5 protein-coding genes (1 of these 5 cut by a window edge) are annotated in these 22,770 nt (G+C 75.4%); all 5 read left to right on the top strand.

Annotated features, from left to right (window positions below):
- Positions 1-17: 17 nt before the first annotated feature.
- Complete coding sequence (locus tag ACWD0J_RS03675; RefSeq protein ID WP_451494082.1) at positions 18-4,106, top strand: PA14 domain-containing protein; 4,089 nt, start codon at positions 18-20, stop codon at positions 4,104-4,106.
- Complete coding sequence (locus ACWD0J_RS03670) at positions 4,103-5,092, top strand: TauD/TfdA family dioxygenase (protein WP_451494081.1); 990 nt, start codon at positions 4,103-4,105, stop codon at positions 5,090-5,092. Before ACWD0J_RS03675 ends, ACWD0J_RS03670 begins: the two co-directional genes overlap by 4 nt.
- Entirely contained in the window at positions 5,089-6,315 is a 1,227-nt protein-coding gene (locus ACWD0J_RS03665) for a cytochrome P450 (protein WP_451494080.1), read from the top strand. The genes ACWD0J_RS03670 and ACWD0J_RS03665 overlap by 4 nt, the downstream gene beginning before the upstream one ends.
- 232 nt (positions 6,316-6,547) lie before the next feature.
- Positions 6,548-12,838, top strand: a complete 6,291-nt coding sequence (locus ACWD0J_RS03660) for an amino acid adenylation domain-containing protein (protein ID WP_451494079.1) — start codon at positions 6,548-6,550, stop codon at positions 12,836-12,838.
- A protein-coding gene (locus ACWD0J_RS03655; RefSeq protein ID WP_451494078.1) for an amino acid adenylation domain-containing protein crosses the window boundary here: on the top strand, positions 12,838-22,770 show its 5' portion. It continues 5,556 nt past the right edge of the window; the window shows 9,933 of its 15,489 coding nt (coding positions 1-9,933); its start codon is at positions 12,838-12,840; the stop codon falls past the right edge of the window. Before ACWD0J_RS03660 ends, ACWD0J_RS03655 begins: the two co-directional genes overlap by 1 nt.

The following is a 22,770-nucleotide window of genomic DNA, read 5'->3' as shown; positions in this document are numbered from 1 at the left end:
ACACCAGGAGACTCAGAGTGCCGGCCGCGACGGCGGTGGCGGCACTGTCCTTCACGCTGCTCGGAGCCGTGCCCCCGGCGGCGACCGGCACCGCGGGACGGGGCGACGCGACCGGGCTGCCGCTGCCGGCCGCCGCGAGCGGGACGCCCAACCGGCCCGCCTGGCCCGCCGGTTCGTTCGCCGCCGGGCCGGGCGGCGACGGAGAGGTCACGACCGCCGCGGCCGGGCCGGCCGACGAGGCGGTGCTGACCGGCACCCGGCCCCATCTGGCCGCCGCCCGCCGGGCGGACGCGGTGGGCTACGAGTTCGTGATCGCCACGGGCGGCGGTGCGCGCACCGGGCAGGTCACCTCCTCGGGCTGGCTGCCCGAACCCCGCTGGCAGGTTCCTGCCGGGGTGCTGAGGGACGGCGGCCGGTACACCTGGACGGTGCGGACCAAGGACCGCTCCGGCCGGGCCGGCGAGGACGCCGCCGCCCGCTCCTTCACGGTCGCGCAGCGGCTGGGGGCGCAGCAGGCCGGCGGTCCGGTGGCCACCGACACGCTCGGACCCGTGACCGTCAGCCTGGCCACCGGCAACGTCACCGCCTCCGTCAACACGGCGCAGGTGCCCACCGGTTCGGGTCAGCTGGGCGCCACCTTCACCTACGACTCCCAGGCCGTGAGCGGTGCGGCCGGACTGACCGGCGCCTACTACCCGGGTGACGCGGCCGGCGGGATCACCGCCGCCGACCGGCCGGCCGCGCGGCGCACCGACGCCCGCGTGGACTTCCGCTGGGGCGACGAGGCCCCGTACCCGGACGCCGCGGCGGACGGGGCGTTCCGCGTCCGCTGGAGCGGCACGCTGACGGTGCCCGCGGACGGGACGTACCGGCTCGGCGGCGCCTACGACGGCGGGCTGCGGATCCGGGTCGACGGCACGCGTGTCCTCGACGACTGGAAGGGCGCCCTCGCCGGCGACCGCCCGGTCGACGGCAGCGGGCTCACACTGAAGGCGGGCCGCGCGTACCCGGTCGAGGTCGACTACCGGCGGGCCGCCGGCGACGGCGGGAACCTGGCGCTGTGGGCCCGCGGGGCCGGACACCACGCCCCCGTCCCGGCGTCGTGGCTGGAGCCGTCCGGCGCGGTGCTGCCGCCGGGCTGGACGGTCACTCCGGCCGCCACCGGTCCGGACACCGCCACGGCCGCCAACGCGGCGGCGGCACCGGGAGGCCCGGGGACGTCCGGGGCGCCCGGCGGGGCGGGGACGGCCGGCGGGCCCGGCGCGGGCCCGGCCGGCGGCACGGGCGGGACGGCCGCCGGGGTTCCCGGTGCGTCGGGTGCGTCGGGTGCGTCGGACGTGTCCGGCCCGTCCGGTGCGGCGACCGGTGCCGGCCAGAGCCCCGGGGCCGGCGCGTCCGGTACCGGTGAGTCCGCTCCCGGCGCGTCCGGCACCGCTCCCGCCGGCGCCGGCGCGGCCGGCGGACCGGTCGCGGGTATCGCCGCCGCCGAGGACACGGGGCTCGTCTTCGCGTACGCCGGGGACGAGGCGTGTGCCGACGACCAGGCGCCCGCCGGGTACGTGTGCGCGGTCCGGGTTCCCGGCGCGGGCACCACCCACCTGCACTACCGGGCCGGCAAGCTGGTCAGGGTCGTCAACCCCGGGGCCGAGGTGACCGACTTCGGCTACACGGCCGACCACCGGCTCACCACCGTGCGGCCCCCGCTGCTCACGGACTGGGTCGCGGCCGGCGCCGGACGCGACACCGACGCCGCCCGGTACCGCATCGACTACCGGCCCGGTACCGGTACGGCCGCCCGGCTCACCGGCCCGGACCCGGCCGGCTCCGACGCCTCGGACGCCCGTCGTCCGCAGCGCTCCTACGCCTTCGCCGACGGGGCCGCCGAGCTCCGCGTCGCCGGCCTGAGCACCGGGCAGGGCTGGGCGCGCAGGGTCACCCACGACACCGCGGGCCTGGTCACCACCGACACCGACGGCACCGGCCGCACCACGCGGTACACCTGGACGCCCGACGGCCGCCCGCTCTCGCAGACCGACCCGGCGGGCCGTATGACCACGACCGTCTACGACGGGACGGGCATGCCGGCCGGCTCCTACGGCCCCGGCCCGGGCAGGTGCTTCGGCGCCGACCTGCGCCCGCTGGACCCGGCGCCGGAGGGCTGCGCCGCCGTCCCGGCGCAGACGACCGCGTTCGGCCCGGACGGCATCACGACCGTGCGCGCCGACTCCGACGGGGTGCCGCAACTGACCACCCTGACCCGCCTCAACGAGTTCGGGCTGCCGGCCGCGCTGGTCACCGACCCCGACGGACTCGCCCTGACCACCGGCTACGCCTACGACGACGCCTTCCGCCCGGTGACCGAGACCAGCCCGGCCGGCGCGCGCAAGACGTTCGCCTACTACGGGGCGACGGAGACCGCCGACAACCCGTGCACCAAGGAGAACGACCCCGCCCCGCAGCGCGGCCAGATCAGGTCCGTGGGGCTGCCGGAGGGCGCGAACGGCTCCGCACGGGTGGAGCGGTACGTCTTCAACGCGCGCGGCCTGCCCGTCGCGGTGACCTTCGGCGGGTCCGACTGGACCTGCGTCCAGTACGACGCGCGGGGCCGGATCGTCCGGATGTCCATGCCGGGCAACTCCAGCCTCCCCGCCTGGAGCGTCACGTACGACAGCGCGCACGGCGGTGACCCGCTGACGCTGAAGGCGGCCCAGCACGACCACTCCATGACCAGCACCGTCGACCTGCTGGGCCGCACGGTGAGCTACACCGACGGCCAGGGCACCCGCACCGAGACCCGGTACGACCGGCCCGGCCGGGCCGTGCTGGAGCGGGTCGGCCCGCCGGGCGCCGCCGACGCGGTCCAGGTGAAGCGGACCCGCTACGACGCGGCGGGGCGGATCCTCACCGTCGTCCTGGACGGCAGGCGGCTGGCCACGGCCGGCCACGACGCCGCGGGCGCCCTGCGCAGTGTGCGCTACGCCAACGGCACCCGTCTCACCGTGGAACGCGACCCGGCCGGACGGATCACCGCCAAGGACTGGGTGCTGGCCGACGGCACCCGGCAGTCCGCCCGGGTGACCCGTTCGCAGTCGGGGACGATCGTCGACGAGTCGGTGGCCGGCAAGGACGCCGCCCCCGAAGGACCGAACTTCACGTACGACCCGGCGGGCCGGCTGGTGGGCGCCCGGATCACCGGGCACGCGTACCTGCGCGACTTCACCGCGCGTCCCCCGGCCGGCTGCCCCGACGGCACCCGGCCCGACGCCGGCGCCAACGGCAACGTGGTCCGGCTGACCGACCGCACCGCCGACGGGACCACCGTCACCGGGTACTGCTACGACGCCGCCGACCGGCTGCTCGCCACCACCGGCGAACGGGCCGTGACCGCACCGCAGTACGCCCTCAACGGTCACCTCACCGGATACACGGCCGGGGCCGCCGAGGTCACCCAGCGGCAGGACGCGGCCGAGCGCTACCTCGGCGGCGGCGTCACCGGCGCCGACGCCGCGGACGTGACGTACACCAAGGACATCGCGGACCACATCATGGCGCGCACCGCCGTCACCCCCGCGGGTACCGAGCGGATCCTGTACGGCCACACGGACATGACCAACCCGGACGCCGACCTGGTGCTCGACGCGGACAGCCGGCTGCTGGCCCGCGTGGTGCCGCTGCCCGGCGGGGTCGTCCTCACCGCCGGCACCCGGGCCCCCGGCGCCGCCCGGACGACCTGGAGCCACCCGACGGTCCGCGGTGACGTCTTCCTGCTCACCGGGGACGACGGCCGCCGGCGCGGCGGTCTCCACCAGTACGGCCTGTACGGCGAGCCGCTGACGGCGGACGGCACCGTCGACACCCGGCAGGTGCCGGACAACCTGCCCGGCGACTTCGACCTCGGCTGGCTCGGCCGCCACCAGGTGGGCACCGAGCACCAGGGCGCCTTCTTCAACGTGGTGCTCGACACCCGGGTGTTCAACCCCGGACTCGGCCGCTTCTCGGCCCCCGTCGCCGCCGGTCCCTTCCTCAACCCCTATGAGTACGCGGCCGGTGACCCGGTCAACCACACCAGCATCAACGGCTACAGCCTCGACGTGGAGAAGGAATGATGCAGACCTCCTTGCGGACCCCGTTCACGGACGCAGACAGCGACCTGATCGAGCACCACGGCACCCGCCTGGTGCGGGTGACCCCCCGGGCCGGCGGCGACCACCGCTCCTGGTTCACGGCGAACGCGCCGGCGCTGCGCTCGGCGATGTACGAGCACGCCGCGGTCATGGTCAAGGGCAGCGGCCTGGTCCAGCAGTCCGAACTCGCCGAGATCGCCGAGGAGGTGGGCGGCCGGACCCTGGAGTACAACGAGCGGTCCACCCCGCGCAGCCGGGTCACCGGCAAGGTGTACACCTCCACCGAGTACCCGGCCGACCAGTCCATCCCGCAGCACAACGAGAGCGCCTACTCGCAGAACTGGCCGCACAACGTCTTCTTCTTCTGCGCGCTGGCCGCGGCGACCGGCGGGCAGACCCCGGTCGCCGACAGCACGGCCGTGCTGGAGCAGCTGCCGCAGGACCTGGTGCGGCGGTTCGAGGACAAGGGCGTGCTGTACACCCGCACCTACCGCACCGGCATGGGCCTGTCCTGGCAGGAGGGCTTCCAGAGCGACGACAAGGGGTACGTCGAGAGCTACTGCGCCGACCACGGCATCGAGACCGAGTGGGACGGCGACGTGCTGCGCACCCGCCAGCGCCGCCCCGCGGTGATCACGCACCCCGTCACCGGGCAGAAGACGTGGTTCAACCAGGCCCACCTCTTCCACGTGCAGGCGCTGCCGGAGGCGGTCCGCGAGGGCCTGCTGGAGATCTGCGGCGAGGACGGGCTGCCCCGCAACGCCTACTACGGCGACGGCACCCCCATCACCGCCGACGAGATCGCCACCGTCCTCGGCGTGTACGACCGGACCACGTACGCCGAACCCTGGGAGACCGGCGACCTGCTGATGATCGACAACATCCTCACCTCGCACGGCCGCCGTCCCTTCACCGGCGACCGCAAGGTCCTGGTCGCCATGACCCAGCGCGAGGCGGCGGGGACGTGACCACCGTCGCGGCGTCGCTGACCGGGACCGATCTCACCGATCCCCGGACCTTCCAGCAGCCCAAGGCCGAACTGGCCGCCCTGTGGCGCAGGTTCCGGCACGAGAGCCCCGTCCACTGGCACGCGGTGACCGGGCGGGCGGTGCCCGGGTTCTGGGTGGTCTCCCGCCACCAGGACGTGATGGAGGTCTACCGCGACAACAAGCGGTTCACCTCCGAGCGGGGCAACGTCCTCGCCACCCTCCTGGAGGGCGGCGACTCGGCCGCGGGCAAGATGCTGGCCGTCACCGACGGCCGGCGCCACCGCGAGCTGCGCAACCTGCTGCTGAAGGCGTTCGCGCCGCGCGTCCTGCAACCCGTGGTCGACGGGGTGGGCCGGCGGGCCGACCGGCTGGTGCGCCAGGCCGTGGCGCGCGGCGAGTGCGACTTCGCCCAGGACGTCGCCGAGCACATCCCGATGGCGACCGTCGCGGACCTGCTCGGCGTCCCGCCCTCGGACCGGGACTACCTGCTGTCCCTCACCAAGCAGGCGCTCAGCGCCGAGGAGGCCGGGGTCCCGGAGGACGAGGCGCTGGTCGCCCGCAACGAACTCCTGCTGTACTTCGCCGAGCTGGCCGAGGACCGCCGGCTGGACCCGCGGGACGACGTGGTGAGCGTGCTGGCCGGGGCCACCATCGACGGCGTCCCGCTCAGCGAGCAGGAGATCGTCTTCAACTGCTACAGCGTCATCATCGGCGGCGACGAGACCAGCCGGCTGTCGATGATCTGCGCCATGAACGAGCTGATCGAACACCCCGAGCAGTGGCGGCGGCTGAGATCCGGGGAGGTCTCGGTCGACAGCGCGGTCGAGGAGGTCCTGCGCTGGGTGACGCCCGCGATGCACTTCGGCCGCCGGGCCCTGACCGACGTACGGATCGGTGAGCGGACCATCCGGGCCGGAGACGTGGTCACGCTCTGGAACAGCTCGGCCAATTTCGACGAGGAGGTCTTCGGCCGGCCCGAGGTGTTCGACCTGGGGCGCACCCCCAACAAGCATGTGTCGTTCGGCTACGGGCCGCATTTCTGCCTGGGCGCCTATCTGGGCCGGGTGGAGATCCACGCCCTGCTCACGGCGCTGCGCGCCCATGTCGCCGAGGCGTCGGCGACCGCCCCCGGCCGGCGGATCCACTCCAACTTCCTGTACGGGTACAGCAGTCTGCCCGTCTCCCTGAGACCGGCCCGGTAGGAAAATCCCCCGCCTCCGGGCCGCGCGAAGCGAGTGCCCCGCTCCCTTCCGAGCGGGGCACTCGTCGTGCCCGCCGCCACGCCGGAATCCGTTCTGTACAGCGCGATAAACATTCTTCGATATACGCCTTCCGGCGGATCGAAGTTTTCCATGAGTCGCTGGGCCGCCCGCATTTGATTCGTAAGGTGGCCGGGTCGCCACTGACGGGTCTACCCACATCGGAGAGAAGGCAATGGCCGATCGGAATGGACTGCAATTGCCGCTGACGGCCGCACAGTACGGAATGTGGCTGGCGCAGCAGGTGAATCCGCAGAACCCGATGTACAGCATCGCCGAATGCGTCGAGATATCGGGCGGGATCGACCTCTGCCTTTTCGAGGCCGCGCTGCGCCGCACCGTCGAGGAGGCGGAGACACTGCGTGTCACGTTCCGGCCCGGGCCCGACGGCCCGGTGCAGACGGTCGTACCGGCCCTCGACTGGCCGCTGCACACCCCCGATGTCAGCGAGGCCCCCGACCCGGCCGCCGCGGCCGAGCAGTGGATGCTGGCCCGGGTGACGGCCCCCGCGGACCTGGACGGCGGCCCGCTGTTCACCTTCGGACTGCTCACGCTGGCGGACGACCGGCACATCTGGTTCAGCCGGGTCCACCACACCGTCGTCGACGGCTACAGCTGGTCGCTGATCGTGGCCCGGGTGGCCGCCGTCTACTCGGCGCTGGCGGCCGGCGAGGAACCCGCGCCGTCGCCGTTCGGACCGCTCGGCGACCTCGTCGGGCTGGACACCGCCTACCGCGCGTCCGAGCAGTTCGCGGCGGACCGCGCGTACTGGACCGAGCGCCTCGCGGGGCTCGGCGAGCCGGCCGGCCTGGCCGCCCGCCCCACCCGCGTCCCCGTCGACCACGTCCGACAGGCCGGTGAGGTCCCCGCGGACCGCGCCGCCGCCCTGCGCGACCTCGCCCGGGACACCGGCGTCAGCTGGCCGGCCGCGGTGGTCGCCGGCATCGCCGCCTATCTGCACCGGCTGACCGGCGCCGAGGACGTCGTGCTCGGCCTCGCCACCGCCGCCCGGACCGTCCCCGCCGCCCGCCGGATCCCCGGCATGGTCTCCAACGCCCTGCCGGTCCGCATCGCGGTAGGCCCCGGAACGACCGTGGCCGGCCTGCTGCGCTCGGCCGCCGGTGAGATCCGCGAGGCCCTGAGGCACCAGCGCTACCGCTACGAGGACATCCACCGCGACCTCGGCATGGTCGGCGACCGCAAGCGGCTGTGGGGCCCCGAGGTCAACCTGCTGCTGTACGGCCGGCCGGTGGACTTCGCCGGACAGCCGGCGAGCGTGCGGGGCTTCTCGGTCGGCCCGGAGGAGGACCTCTCCCTGATCGTCGACAACCGGACGTCCGACGACGGCTTCCTCCTCGACTTCCACGCCAACGCCGACCTGTACGGCCAGGACGCGGTCGCCGGCCACCGGGCCGCCCTCATCGGCTTCCTCGGCGCGCTGGCCGGCGCCGCCCCCGACGCCACGGTGGACTCGGTCGCGCTGGCCGTGCCCGCCGGCTGGGCCCCGCCCGAGCGCCCGGCCGCGGCCGGCGGCGAGGACGCCCCGGCCAGGGCCGCCCACCGCGCCCCCCGCACCCCGCGGGAGGAGGCGCTGTGCGCCCTGGTGGCCGACGTCCTCACGGTGGACCGGGTCGGCGTCGACGACAACTTCTTCGAGCTCGGCGGGCACTCGCTCACCGCGATCCGGCTGCTCAGCCGGATCCGGGAGGCCTTCGGGGCGGAACTGTCCATCCGCACCGTCTTCGAGACCCCCACCGTCGCGGGACTCGCCCCCCGCACCGAGGGGACCGGCAGCGTCCGCCGCGCCCTGGAACCCGTCGCCCGGCCCGCCGAACTCCCGCTCTCCCTCACCCAGCAGCGGCTGTGGCTGGTCAACCGGCTCCAAGGGCCCAGCGGTGCCTACAACATGGGCCTCGCCCTCAGACTCACCGGCCGGCTCGACCGGGCGGCGCTGGCCGCCGCCTTCCACGACGTCCTGGCCCGGCACGAGAGCCTGCGCACCACGTTCCCAGAGACCGACGGCCGGCCGCGCCAGCACATCCTCGCTCCGGCCGAGGCCGCCGCGCAGGTACGGCTCGTCGAGCAGCCGGCCGGGCCGGACACCCTGGACGCGACCGTCGCCGGGATCGTCGCGGAGGGCTTCGACCTCACCGCGGGACTCGCCGTACGCCCCCGGCTGCTGGTCCTCGGCCCCCAGGAGCACGTCCTGCTCGTGGTGCTGCACCACATCGTCGCCGACGGCCTCTCCCTCGCCCCGCTCGCCCGGGACCTCGGCCTCGCCTACACCGCCCGTACGGCGGGCCGGCCGCCGGCCTTCGTACCGCTGCCGGTGCAGTACGCCGACTACACGCTCTGGCAGCAGTCCGTGATGGGCGACGAGAGCGACCGGGACAGCCCGCTGGCCCGTCAGCTCGGCCACTGGAAGCAGGCCCTGGCCGGACTGCCCGAGGAACTGCGGCTGCCCGTCGACCGGCCCCGGCCGGCCGAACTGAGCCAGCGCGGGGACATCGTCCGCTTCGACATCCCCGCCGATCTGCACCGGCGCCTCGTCGAGCTGGGCCGTACCCGGCGGGCCAGCCTCTTCATGGTGCTGCAGAGCGCCGTCGCCGTGCTCCTGAGCAAGCTCGGCGCGGGGCACGACATCCCCCTCGGCAGCGCGGTCGCGGGCCGCGGCCAGGCCCCGCTGGACGACCTGGTCGGCTGCTTCGTGAACACCGTGGTGTTCCGCAACGACGTCTCCGGCAACCCCACCGTCGCCCAGCTCATCGACCGCACCCGCGAGATGTCGCTGTCCGCGCACGCCCACCAGGACGTGCCCTTCGAGCGGCTGGTGGAGGCACTCAACCCGGCCCGCTCGCTCGCCCGCAACCCGCTGTTCCAGGTGATGCTGGACGTGCAGACCCCGGCCGAGTCCACGCTGGTGCTGCCGGGCCTGGTCACCACCCCGCAGCAGGTCGACCCCGGCGTCACCAAGATCGACCTGCTGTTCGGGCTCGACGAGCGTTCGGCGGGCCACGAGGCACCGGCCGGCATCAGCGGCCGGCTCGAGTACAGCACCGACCTGTTCGACCAGGACACCGTCGAGAGCATGAGCACCCGCCTGGTGCGGGTCCTGGAGGCCTTCACCGCCGACGCCGGGCAGCACGTCGGCGACATCGACGTCCTCGCCGAGGACGAACGGCGGCTGCTCGTCGAGGAGTTCGGCCGGGCCCCGCGGATCGCGCCGCGGCGGCTGCTGCCCGCGCTCTTCGAGGAGCAGGTCGCGCGCACCCCGCGCAGGCCTGCCCTGACCGAGGGCGCCGACACCCTCACCTACGCCGGACTCAACGCCCGCGCCAACCGGCTGGCCCACACCCTGATCGCCGCCGGCGCGGGCCCCGAACAGCGGGTGGCGGTGCTGCTGCCCCGGTCCGCGGACCTGGTGAGCGCGCTGCTCGCGGTCCTCAAGTCCGGCGCCGCCTATGTGCCCGTCGACCCGGAGTACCCGGCCGAGCGGATCGCCTACATGCTCGACGACGCGTCCCCCGCCCTGGTCCTGGTCACCCCGGCCACCCGGGACGCCGTACCCGCCGGGGTGCCGGTGCTCGACGTGACCGCCGGGCACCGGGCACCGGACACGGACCCCACCGACCGCGACCGGCGGCACCCGCTCGACTGCGCCCACCCCGCCTACGTCATCTACACCTCCGGCTCCACCGGGCGGCCCAAGGGCGTCGTGGTCACCCACCGCTCCGTCGCCGTCTACCTGGAGTACGCCCGCGAGCGCTACCCGTCGGTGGCCGGCCGCACCCTGCTGCACTCACCGGTCTCCTTCGACCTCACCGTCACCTCCCTCTACGCCCCCCTGATCTCCGGCGGGTCGGTGGCCGTCACCGCTCTTGAGGGCCCGGCCACCGGTGCCCCGCGCCCCACCTTCCTCAAGGCGACCCCCGCCCACCTGGCCCTGCTCGGGGTGCTGCCGGAGGAGTTCTCGCCCACCCGCGAGCTGGTCGTCGGCGGCGAAATGCTGCTCGGCGAGTCCGTCGCGGAGCTGCGCCGGCACCGGCCGGGCATCACCGTGATCAACGAGTACGGCCCCACCGAGGCCACCGTCGGCTGTGTGGAGTTCCGCATCGGCCCCGACACCCCCGTGCCCGGCGGCGCGGTGCCGATCGGCCGCCCGATGTGGAACTCGGCGATCCATGTCCTCGGCCCGGACCTGGCCCTGGTGCCGCCGGGCGTACCCGGGGAGATCCACATCGGCGGCGGGCAGCTCGCCCGCGGCTACCTGGACCGCCCGGCGCTGACGTCGCAGCGGTTCGTGGCCGACCCGTTCGGCCCGCCCGGCGCCCGCCTGTACCGCACCGGGGACGTGGGCCGCTGGCGGGCCGACGGCCGGCTGGAGTACCTGGGCCGGGCCGACGACCAGATCAAGCTGAACGGCTTCCGCATCGAACTCGGCGAGATCGAGGCGACGCTCGCCCGCCACCCCGGGGTGCGGGCCGCGGCCGTCACCGTACGCGAGGACGTGCCGGGCCACCGGCGGCTCGTCGGCTACGTCGTGCCCGGCGCGGGCGAGGACGTCCGGGTCCCGGAGGTCCTCGCGGGGACCGCCGCCCGGCTGCCCGCCCACATGGTGCCGGCCGCCGTGGTCGTCCTCGACGTGCTGCCGCTCACCCCCAACGGCAAGCTCGACCGCAAGGCGCTGCCCGCCCCCGAGGCCCCCGGCACCCTGGAGGAGCGGGGCGGCCCCGACGCGCCGCGCACCCCGATGCAGGAGACCCTCGCCGGCCTCTTCGCCGAGGTGCTCGGACGGGACACGGTCGGCCTGCACGACAACTTCTTCGAGCTGGGCGGCGACAGCATCGTCTCGATCCAGCTGGTGGCCCGCGCCCGCCGCAAGGGGCTCGCCCTCTCGCCGAAGGAGGTGTTCGAACTCAAGACGGTGGCCGCGCTCGCCGCCGAGGCGGCCCGGACCGCCGTGCCCGCCGCCGGCACCGACGAGAACGCCGGCGTCGGCGCCCTGGCGGCCACCCCGGTGATGCGCTGGCTGGAGGAGCGCGGCGGCCCCGTCGACGCCTTCCACCAGACGGCGCTGGTCCAGGTCCCGGCACAGCTCGGCGAGAGCCCGCTGGCCGCCGCGCTGCAGGCGGTGCTCGACCGGCACGACGCGCTGCGCACCCGCCTGGACCGTTCCGCCGCCGAGGGCGGCTGGACGTACGAGATCACCGCACGCGGCAGCGTCCCGGCCGACGCGCTGGTGCGCCGGGTGGACGCCGCCGGACTCACCGGGGACGCGCTGCGCCGGCTGATCGGGCAGGAGGCCCGCGCGGCCTGGCGGCGGCTCGACCCGGGCCGGGCGGTGATGGTCCAGCTGGTCTGGTTCGACGCCGGACCGCACGCCCCCGGCCGGCTGCTGTTCGCCGCCCACCACCTGGTCGTGGACGGCGTCTCCTGGAGCATCCTGCTGCCCGATCTGCGGGCCGCCTGGGAGGACGTCACCGCCGGCAAGGAACCCGAACTCGCCCCGGTGGGAACCCCGTTGCGCCGCTGGTCGGAACTCCTCGGCGCCCACACCGCCACCCGGGCCGCCGAGGAGGAGCTGTGGGCCCGCACGCTGGAGAAGCCCGCTCCGGCCCTCACCGAGCGGCCGCTCGACCCGGCCCGCGACACCGCGTCGGCCGCCCGGCACCTCACCCAGGCCCTGCCCGCCGAGGACACCACGGCCCTGCTCGGCCTGGTCCCCCGGGTGCTGCGCGCCGACGTCCACGAGGTGCTGGTCGCCGGGCTCGCCGTGGCCGTCGACCACTGGCGGCGAAGGCGCCGCCTCGGCGGCGGTGCCGGTGTCCTGGTGGACGTGGAGGGCCACGGCCGGCAGGAGATCGCCGACGGCCTGGACCTGTCCCGCACGGTCGGCTGGTTCACCAGCATCCGCCCGGCCCGGCTCGACCCCCGGGTCACCGACTGGGACGGACTGTGGGCGGGCGGCCCGGAGGCGGGCCGGGCGCTGCGCACGGTCAAGGAGCAGTTCCGCGACGCCCCCGACGACGGCATCGGCTACGGGCTGCTGCGCCACCTCGATCCCGCGGCCGGGCCCCGGCTCGCCGGCCTGGCCACGGCACCCGTGCTCTTCAACTACCTGGGGCGGGCCACCGCGCCCGGCGCCGACTGGGAGCCCGCACCCGAGAGCGACGCGGTCCTCGGGGAGGGCGCGGACCTGCCGCTGTCCCACCTGCTGGAGATCGACGCCGCCGTCCGGGAGGAGACCGGCGGGCCGCGGCTGACGGCCCGCTGGACCTGGCCGGGACGGCTGCTGTCGGAGGCCGACGTCCGTGAACTCGCGGACACCTGGTTCCGCGCCCTGCGCGCCCTCACCCAGCACGCCGAGCACCCCGACGCCGGCGGCTACACCCCATCGGACCTGGCGCTGGTGGACCTTTCCCAAGACGAGATCGACGGCCTCGAAGCCGAGTGGAGGACACTGTGATGACGAAGCCGGGTCCCGAGGACATACTGCCGCTCTCCCCGCTGCAGGAGGGACTGCTCTTCCACGCGCTGTACGACGAGACCGGTGACGACGTCTACACCGTGCAGGTGGTGCTCGACCTGCGCGGTGACCTGGACGCGGCAACGCTGCGGGCCACCGCGCAGGCGCTGCTGGACCGGCACGCCAACCTCCGGGTGGGCTTCCTGCACCCCAAGCAGAGCCGCCCGGTGCAGGTCGTCTCCCGGCAGGTCGAGGTCCCGTGGGCGGAGAGCGACCTCAGGGGGCTCGGCGAGGCCGAGCGGACCGCGGAGCTGGAGCGCCTCCAGGCCGCGGAGAAGGCGCACGCCTTCGACCTGGCCCGGCCGCCGCTGATGCGCTACCGCCTGGTGCGGCACGCCGACGACGCCCACCGCCTGCTGTGCACCTTCCACCACATCCTGCTCGACGGCTGGTCCACGTCGGTGCTGCTCGGCGAGCTCTTCGAGGTGTACGCGGCCGGCGGCGACGCCTCCGGGCTGCCGCCGGTCACCCCGTTCCGTGAGCACCTCGCGCATCTCGCCCGGCAGGACCACGCGGCCTCCGAGGAGGCCTGGCGCCGGGCGCTGGCCGGCATCGACGCGCCCACCCGGCTGGTGCCGGCCGATCCCGGACGCGCGGTCGTCCACCCCGAACAGCTCGTGCTGGAGCTGTCCCGGGAGGCCACCGAGGCGCTGTCGGCCCGGTTGCGCTCCCACGACCTCACCTTCTCCAACGCCGTGCACGGCTCCTGGGCGCTGCTGCTGTCGGTGCTCACCGGCCGCGACGACGTGGTGTTCGGCACCGTGGTCTCCGGGCGGCCGCCGGAGGTGTCCGGCGTCGAGCGCATGGTCGGCATGCTCATCAACACGCTGCCGGTCCGCGTCCGCCTGGACAGCGGCGACACGCTCGGCTCGGTGCTGGGCGCGCTGCAGCGCGAGCACCTGGAGATGACGGCCCACCAGTTCACCGGGATGCGGGACCTCCACCGGCTCTCCGGGCACCCCGAACTCTTCGACACCTATGTGGCGTTCGAGAACTTCCCGTTCGACCTGCAGAGCCTGCGCGACCTCGCCGGCGAACTGGCCATCGAGGGCTTCGACGTGCTGGACGCCAACCACTACCCGCTCTGCCTGGTCTCGCACGTCCACGAGGGCAGACTGCGGCTGCTGCTCAACTACCGTCCCGACCTGTTCCGTCCCGACCAGGTCGAGGCCGTCGGCAGCCGCCTGATCAGGATCCTGCACACCCTGACCGACGGACTCGACCGCACGGTGGCCGGGCTCGACCTGCTCGCCGACGAGGAGCGCGAGCACCTCGTGGCGGGTGCGGCCGGCGCCGGCCCGGCCGTCGAACCGGCCACCTTCCCCGAGCTGTTCGCCGCGCAGGCCGCCCGCACCCCGGACGCGCTCGCCGTGGACGCCGGCCGGTTCCGGCTCACCTACGCCGAACTCGACGCCCGTACGGACGAGCTCGCCGCGCGGCTGGCCGGCCGGGGCGTCGGCCCGGAGCAGACCGTCGCCCTCGTCCTCGGCCGCTCCGCGGACTCCGTGGCCGGTTCCCTCGCGGTGCTGAAGGCGGGCGCGGCCTACCTTCCGGTGGACCCCGACTACCCCGCCGACCGCATCGCGTTCATGTTCGACGACGCCCGTCCGGCGGCCGTCCTGACCACCACGGCGTACGCGGGGGCAGTGCCGCCCGGCACGGACGTCCCGGTGCTCGTCCTGGACGGCCCGGACGAGACCGGCGAGGCCGTCGCGGACACGCGGCCCGCGGGCCCGGTCTCCGTCGCCTCGCCCGCGTACGTGATCTACACCTCCGGCTCCACCGGGGTGCCCAAGGGTGTCGTCGTCAGCCACGCCGGGCTCGCCGCCTTCGCCGCGACCGAGCGCGAGCGGTTCGCCGTGGACGGCTCCAGCCGGGTGCTGCAGTTCTCCTCGCCGAGCTTCGACGCCTCCGTCCTCGAACTGTGCATGACCCTGACGTCCGGCGCGGCCCTCGTCGTGCCCGAGCCCGGCCCGCTGGCGGGCGAACCGCTCGCCGAGCTGATCGCCGCCCGCCGCGTCACCCACGCCCTGATCCCGCCGGCCGCGCTGGCCAGCGTGCCCGCCGCCGGACTGCCCGGCTTCGGCTGCCTGATCGTCGGCGGCGACGCCTGCCCGCCCGACCTGGTGGCCCGCTGGGCCCCGGGCCGGCGCATGGTCAACGCCTACGGCCCCACCGAGTCGACGGTCGCGGTGTCCATGAGCACCCCGCTGGAGGCCACCGGCAGCGTCCCGCCCATCGGCGCGCCGGTGCGCGACACCCGCGCCTACGTCCTGGACACGGCGCTGCGCCTGGTACCGCAGGGCACCGAGGGCGAGCTGTACGTCTCCGGCGCGGGGCTGGCCCGCGGTTACCTGCGCCGCGCCGCACTGACCGCGGAACGCTTCGTCGCCGACCCGTTCGGTGCCCCCGGCGCGCGGATGTACCGCACCGGCGACGTGGTCCGGCTGCGCCAGGACGGCCAGCTGGAGTTCGTCGGCCGCGCCGACGACCAGGTCAAGGTGCGCGGCTTCCGGATCGAACTGGGCGAGATCGAGAGCGTCCTGGCCCGCCACCCGGACGTGGACCGGGCCGCCGTGATCGCCCACGAGACCCAGCAGGGCGTCAGGCAGCTGGTCGCCTACGCCGTCCCGGTCACCGGCGCGGACGTCGACGCCGAGGCGCTGCGCGCGCACGCCGCGGGACTGCTGCCCGAGTACATGGTGCCGTCGCTGGTCGTGCCGCTCGACACGCTGCCGCTGATGGTCAACGGCAAGCTCGACCGCAAGGCGCTGCCCGCCCCGCAGGCCCCGGTCTCCGAGGGCCGCGCCCCCGCCGGTGAGCGCGAGGAGCAGCTGTGCCGGCTCTTCGCCGAGGTGCTCGGCGTCGACCGGGTCGGCGTGGACCAGAGCTTCTTCGAGCTGGGCGGCGACAGCATCGCCTCCATCCAGCTGATCAGCCGCGCCCGCAAGGCCGGTCTGCGTCTCGCCCCGCGTGACGTGTTCACCCACAAGACCGTCGAGGCGCTCGCCGCCGTGGTCCAGGAGGGTGCCCCGGTCCGCCGCCGCGCCCCCTCGGACGGGGTGGGCGGTGTCCCGCTCACCCCGATCATCCACTGGTTCCGCGAACACAGCGGTCCCACCGCCGAGTTCAGCCAGGCGATGTCGCTGCCGGTGCCCGCCGGGCTCGACACCGCCCGGATCACCGGCGTGCTGCAGACCTTCCTCGACCACCACGACGCCCTGCGGCTGCGGCTGACCCGCATCGAGGACATCGACGAGTGGACCCTGGAGATCCCCCCGCCCGGCAGCGTGGCGGCCGCCGAGTCGCTGCACCGGGCCGACGTCGCCGGACTCGGCGCGGACGCGCTGCGCGCCCGCGCCGAGCGGGAGTCCGCCGCCGCCCAGGCCCGGCTCGCCCCCGAGGAGGGACGGATGGTCCAGGCGGTCTGGCTCGACGCCGGACCGGACCGGCAGGGCCGGCTGCACCTGGTGATCCACCACCTCGCGGTGGACGGCGTCTCCTGGCGCATCCTCCTGCCGGAACTCTCGGCCGCGCTCCAGGCGGCCGCCGAGGGCCGAAACCTCACCCCCGAACCGGTCGGCACCTCCTTCCGCCGCTGGGCCCAGCACCTGACGGCGGCGGCCGGCGAACCCGGCCGGATCCGGGAACTCACGCTGTGGCGCTCGATCCTCTCCGGCCCGGACCCGCTGCTCACCGAGCGCCCCCTGGACCCGGGCAAGGACACCCTCGCCACCGCCGGACACCTCACCCTCCAGCTGCCCGCCGAGATCACCGGACCGCTGCTGGGCAAGGTGCCCGCCGCCTTCAGCGCCCAGATCAACGACGTCCTGCTCACCGCCCTGGCCGTCGCCGTCGCCGGCTGGCGCCGCGGACGCGGCCTCGGCGACACCTCGTCCGTCCTGGTCGGCCTGGAGGGACACGGCCGCGAGGACATCCTCGACGGGGCCGACCTCTCCCGCACGGTGGGCTGGTTCACCAGCCTCTACCCGGTGCGGCTGGACCCCGGCGAGATCACCGCCCCGGACGCCCCCGCCCTGGTCGGCGCGCTCAAGGCGGTGAAGGAGCAGCTGCGGGCGGTCCCCGACAACGGCATCGGCTACGGCCTGCTGCGCCACCTCAACGCCCGTACCGCGGCGACCCTGGCCCGGTTCCCCGAGCCGCAGATCGGCTTCAACTACCTCGGCCGCATCGGCGGCCCGGACGGCGGCACCGGGGACGGCCTGGGCGGCGGCGCGGACCCCGCGACCCCGCTGCCCTACACCCTCACGGCGAACGCGGCCGCCGAGACCCACGCGGACGGGCCGCGCCTGACCGCCACCTGGACCTGGCCCGGCGGGCTCCTCACCGAGGACGACGTACGGCCGCTCGCCGAGGCCTGGTTCGAGGCCCTGCGCGCCGTGGTGGACGGCGCCGGCCGGCCGGCCGCCTCCAGCGGGCTGACGCCCTCCGACCTGCCCCTGGTGGAGCTCCCCCAGGCCGCGATCGACCGCCTGGAACAGGCCCTGCCGCACCTCACCGACGTCCTGCCGCTGTCCCCGCTCCAGGAAGGGCTGCTCTTCCACACCGAGTACGACCAGCACGCCGAGGACGTCTACATCACCCGGCTCGCCCTGGACGTCCGCGGCACGCTCGACACCGGGGCGCTGCACGCCGCCGTCGCCGGGCTGCTGGAGCGCCACGACGGACTCCGTGCCGCCTTCCACCGCACCGACCAGGGCGTGCCCGTCCAGCTGATACCGGGCCGGGTCGACGTTCCCTGGAGCGAGATCGACCTGAGCGGTCTCGACGAGGCGGAGCAGCGGGCCGAACTGGACCGGCTGCTGGTGCGGGAGCGGGCCCGCCGCTTCGACCCCGAACGGCCGCCGCTGCTGCGCTTCACCCTCATCCGGCTCGGCCCGGACCGGCACCGGCTGCTGTTCGCCGCCCACCACCTGCTGCTCGACGGCTGGTCGGCACCGGTGCTGGCGCGGGAGCTGTTCGCGCTGTACGGGCAGCGCGGCGACGTCCGCGTCCTGCCGGCCGTCGTCCCGTACAAGGAGTACCTGACCTGGCTCGCCGGCCAGGACCGCGGCGCCGCCGAGGCCGCGTGGCGCACCGCCCTCGACGGTGTCGACGAGCCGACGCTGATCGCCCCCGACGCCGCCGGTCACCCGGCCGCGCTGCCGCACCGCGTGGTCGACGAACTGCCCGGCGACCTGACCGCGGCGCTCCTGTCGGCCGCCCGCGCCCACGGCCTCACCCCGAACGCGGTGGTGCAGGGCGCCTGGGGCCTGGTGCTCGCCCACCTCACCGGCCGCGACGACGTCCTGTTCGGTGAGACGGTCTCCGGCCGCCCGCCGGAGCTGCCCGGCGTCGAGTCGATGGTCGGCCTGTTCAGCAACACCGTGCCGGTCCGGGTCCGCGTCGACCCGGCCGTCTCCCTCGCCGACACCCTCGCCCGGGTCCAGGCCCGGCGCGTCGACCTGCTCGGCCACCACTACCTGGGCCTCGCCGACCTCCAGCGGCTGACCGGTCTGACCACCCTGTTCGACACCGCGGTCGTCTTCGAGAACTTCCCCACCGACCCCGGCACGGGCCAGAACGTGCACGGCCTCGCCCTGTCCGAGGTCGACACCAAGGGCGACAACCACTACCCGCTCGGCATGGTCGTCCTGCAGGACGACCGGCGGATGGTCCTCAACTGGTACTACCGCGCCGACCTCCTGGACCCCGAGCTGGTGGCGTCCGCGACCCGCCGGCTGCGGCGGATCCTGGAGACGTTCACGTCGGCGCCGGACACCCCGGTCGGCCGCCTCGCCCTGCTGGACGAGACGCAGACGCGGCAGCTGACCGTGGGCGCGGCCGGCCCCGTCCGGCCCGCCTCCGCCGCCCTGGTCCCCGGACTGGTCCAGGCCCAGGCGGCCCGGACCCCCGACGCCGTCGCCCTGGCCGACGGCGGCACCGAGCTGACCTACCGCGCGCTCAACGAGCGGGCCAACCGCCTCGCGCACGCCCTGATCGCCCGCGGCGCCGGCCCCGAGGCGCTCGTCGCCGTCGCCATGGAACGCTCGGCCGGCCTGGTGGTCGCGCTGCTCGCGGTCCTCAAGTCCGGCGCCGCGTACGTGCCCGTCGACCCGGCCCACCCGGCCGAGCGCATCACCCACCTGCTCGGCGACGCCCGCCCGTGCCTCCTGCTGACCGACCGCGCCACGGCCGCCGTCCTGCCGGCGCACGCCCTCGACACCCTCGTCGTGGACGACCCCGGCACCGCGGCCTCGCTCACGGCACACCCGGCCGCCGACCCGGCCGACGCGGACCGTGTCCGCCCGCTGGCCCCCGCCCACCCGGCGTACGTCCTCTACACCTCCGGCTCCACCGGACGCCCCAAGGGCGTGGTCGTCACCCACGCCTCGGTCGTCGACTACCTCGGCTGGACCGCCACCGCCTACCCGGGCGCCGCCGGACTCGCCCTGCTGCACTCCCCGGTCGCCTTCGACCTGACGGTGACCGCCCTGTTCACCCCGCTCACCGTCGGCGGCACCGTCCTGATCGCCCCGCTGGAGGAGACCCCCGAGACCACCGCCCGCCTGGCCGGGACACCCGTCACCTTCCTGAAGGCGACCCCGAGCCACCTGCCGCTGCTGGGGGCGCTGCCCACGGCGTACTCGCCCGCCGGTGAACTCCTGCTCGGCGGGGAGGCGTTGCTCGGGGAGACACTCGCCGAGTGGCGCGCACGCCACCCGGACGCGACGGTCTGGAACGTGTACGGCCCCACCGAGGCCACCGTCAACGTCACCGAGTTCCGCATCGCACCGGGTGCCGAGCTCGCCCCCGGACCGGTCCCGATCGGCCGCCCGCAGGGCAACGTCCGGGCCTACGTCCTGGACGGGGCGCTGCGCCCGGTCCCGCCCGGTGTGGCGGGCGAGCTGTACCTGGCCGGCCCCTGCCTGGCCCGCGGCTACCTCGGCCGGCCCGCGCTGACCGCCGAACGGTTCACCGCCGACCCGTACGGTCCGGCCGGGTCCCGCATGTACCGCACCGGCGACGTGGCCCGCCGGCTGCCGGACGGCGACCTGGTGTTCGCCGGCCGCGCCGACGACCAGGTCAAGATCCGCGGCCACCGCGTCGAACTCGGCGAGGTGTCCGCCGCGGTCGCCGCCCTGCCCGGCGTGGCCGCCCAGGCGGTGGTGGTCCGCGACGGCGCCGACGGCGCCCGGCTCATCGCCTACGCCGTCCCCGCGGCCGGGGCCGCCCTCACGGGCGGGGAGCTGCGCGAGCGGCTCACCACCACGCTGCCCGCGTACATGCTCCCGGAGGCCGTCGTCGTCCTCGACGCCCTGCCGGTCACCGTCAACGGCAAACTGGACCGCAAGGCCCTGCCGGAACCGGAGTTCACCGCCGCCCCGGCGCCCCGCGCCGCGCGCACCCCGCAGGAGGAGATCCTGTGCGGGCTCTTCGCCCAGGTGCTCGACCGGCCCGGCGTCGGCGTGGACGACCACTTCTTCGAGCTCGGCGGCAACTCGCTCAGCGCGGTCCGGCTGCTCAGCCGGGTCCGGGCGGCCTTCGGCGCCGAGGTCGACGTCCGCGCGGTCTTCGAGGCACCCACCCCGGCCCTGCTGGCCGGACGGGTCGCCGCCGGCGGCACCGCACGGCCCGCACTGGCCCCGCGGCCCCGGCCGAAGGAGATCCCGCTGTCCTTCGCCCAGCGCCGGCTGTGGTTCCTCGGCCGGCTGGAGGGCCGCACCGGTTCGTACAACATCCCCATCGGCATCCGGCTCACCGGCCCGCTCGACGTGGCCGCGCTGCGCGCCGCCGTCGCCGACGTGGTGGCCCGGCACGAGAGCCTGCGCACGGTGTTCCCGGACACCGGCGGCCGGCCCCGGCAGTCGGTGCTCGACGCGGACGGCGCCACGGTGCCGCTGGAGATCGTCACCCTCGCGCCCGAGGCCCTCGCCACGGCACTGCGGGACACCGCCGCGCGCGGCTTCGACCTCGCCGCCGAACCCCCGCTGCGCGCCACCCTGTTCGCCCTGTCCGGCACCGAGCACGTGCTGCTGCTCACGCTCCACCACATCGCGTCCGACGGCTGGTCCAACGCCCCGCTGGCCCGCGACCTGTGCCACGCCTACGCCCGCCGCGCCGAGGGCCGGGCGCCCGGCTTCACGCCCCTGCCCGTGCAGTACGCCGACTACACCCTGTGGCAGCGCGAGCTGCTCGGCGACGAGAACGACCCGGACAGCCTCGCCGCCCGCCAACTGGCCTTCTGGACCGAGGCGCTGGCCGGCGCCCCGGCGGAGCTGGCGCTGCCCGTCGACCGGCCCCGGCCCGCGGAGCTGACCGCGGCCGGCGCCACCGTCGACTTCCGGATCGACGCGGACCTGCACGGCCGGCTGGCCGCGCTGGCCCGCACCCACCAGGTCAGCCTCTTCATGGTGGCGCAGGCCGCGCTGGCGGCCCTGCTCACCCGGCTCGGCTCCGGCACCGACATCCCGATCGGCACCGCGGTCGCCGGCCGCCCCGACGCGGCCCTGGAGGACCTCGTCGGGTTCTTCGTCAACACCCTGGTGCTGCGCACCGACACCTCGGGCGACCCCGCCTTCGCGGACCTCCTGGACCGGGTGCGGGCCACCGACCTCGCGGCCTACGCCCACCAGGACCTGCCCTTCGAGCGGCTCGTCGACCACCTCGGCCCGGCGGTGCGCTCATCGGCGCACACCCCGCTGTTCCAGGTGTTCCTCGCCTTCCAGAACAACGCGGCGCCCCGCCTGGAGCTGCCCGGTCTCACCGCCCGGCCGGCGGACATCGAGCTGACCTCGGCCAAGACCGACCTCGGCGTCGAACTGACCGAGCGGTTCGCCGCCGACGGCGGCCCGGCGGGCCTGGACGGCATGGTCAGCTACCGCACCGACCTGTTCGACGCCGCGACCGTACGGACGATCGCGGCCCGCCTCACCGCCCTGCTCGACGCGGTCGCCGCCGACCCGCGGCTCCCGGTCAGCGGGATCGACCTGCTCTCCGGCCCCGCGCTGCGGCAGGTGCTCACCGAGTGGAACGACACCGCGCGCGAGGTGCCGGCCGCCACGTTCCCCGACCTGTTCGAGGCGCGGGCCGCCGCGGCGGGCGACCGCACCGCCGTCGAGGCCGGCGGGCAGCGGCTGACCTACGCCGAGCTCAACGAGCGCGCCAACCGGTGGGCGCACCACCTCATCCGCCGCGGGGCCGGACCCGAGCAGCGGGTGATGGTCGCGGTGCCGCGCTCGGCCGACTGGCTCGCCGTCACCCTCGGCGTCCTCAAGGCGGGCGCGGCCCACCTGCCCGTCGACCCCGGTCTGCCCGCCGACCGCCTCGCGTACATCACCGAGGACGCGCGGCCCGCCCTGGTCGTCGTCACCGGCCCGCCGCCGGCCGGCCTGCCGGACGGCGTCCCGGTGCTGCGCGCGGACGCGCCCGACGTACGGGCCGCGGTGGCGGCCTCGCCGGCCACCGACCCGACCGACGGCGACCGGCGCGGGCGGCTGCTCCTCGACCATCCCGCGTACGTGATCTACACCTCGGGCTCGACCGGCCGGCCCAAGGGCGTCCTGGTCACCCACCGGGGCATCGCGGGCATGGCCGGGGCGCACGCGGAGAACTTCGCGATCGACGCCGGCAGCCGCGTCCTGCAAGCCGTCTCGCCGAGCTTCGACGTCTCCATGGCGGACCTGGCGATGACCCTGCTCAGCGGCGCCACCCTGGTGCTGCCGGACGGCGATGTGGCACCGGCCGGCCCGGAACTGGCCGCGCTGCTGGCCGGCCACGCCGTCACGCATCTGCAGATCACCGCCGGTGTCCTGGCCACGCTGCCGCACGTCGAGCTGCCCGCGCTGCGCACCCTCGCCGTCGGCGGCGAG

This window comes from Streptomyces sp. NPDC003011 (assembly GCF_053591515.1).
The sequence above is the reverse complement of the archived record's forward strand: the minus strand, read 5'-3'. Positions and strand labels throughout refer to the sequence as shown.

What these genes read in the sequence shown, in the direction of transcription:
- ACWD0J_RS03670 (WP_451494081.1), top strand. Translation starts at nt 4,103, where the DNA reads ATGATGCAGACCTCCTTGCGGACCCCGTTCACGGACGCAGACAGCGAC.
- ACWD0J_RS03660 (WP_451494079.1), top strand. Translation starts at nt 6,548, where the DNA reads ATGGCCGATCGGAATGGACTGCAATTGCCGCTGACGGCCGCACAGTAC.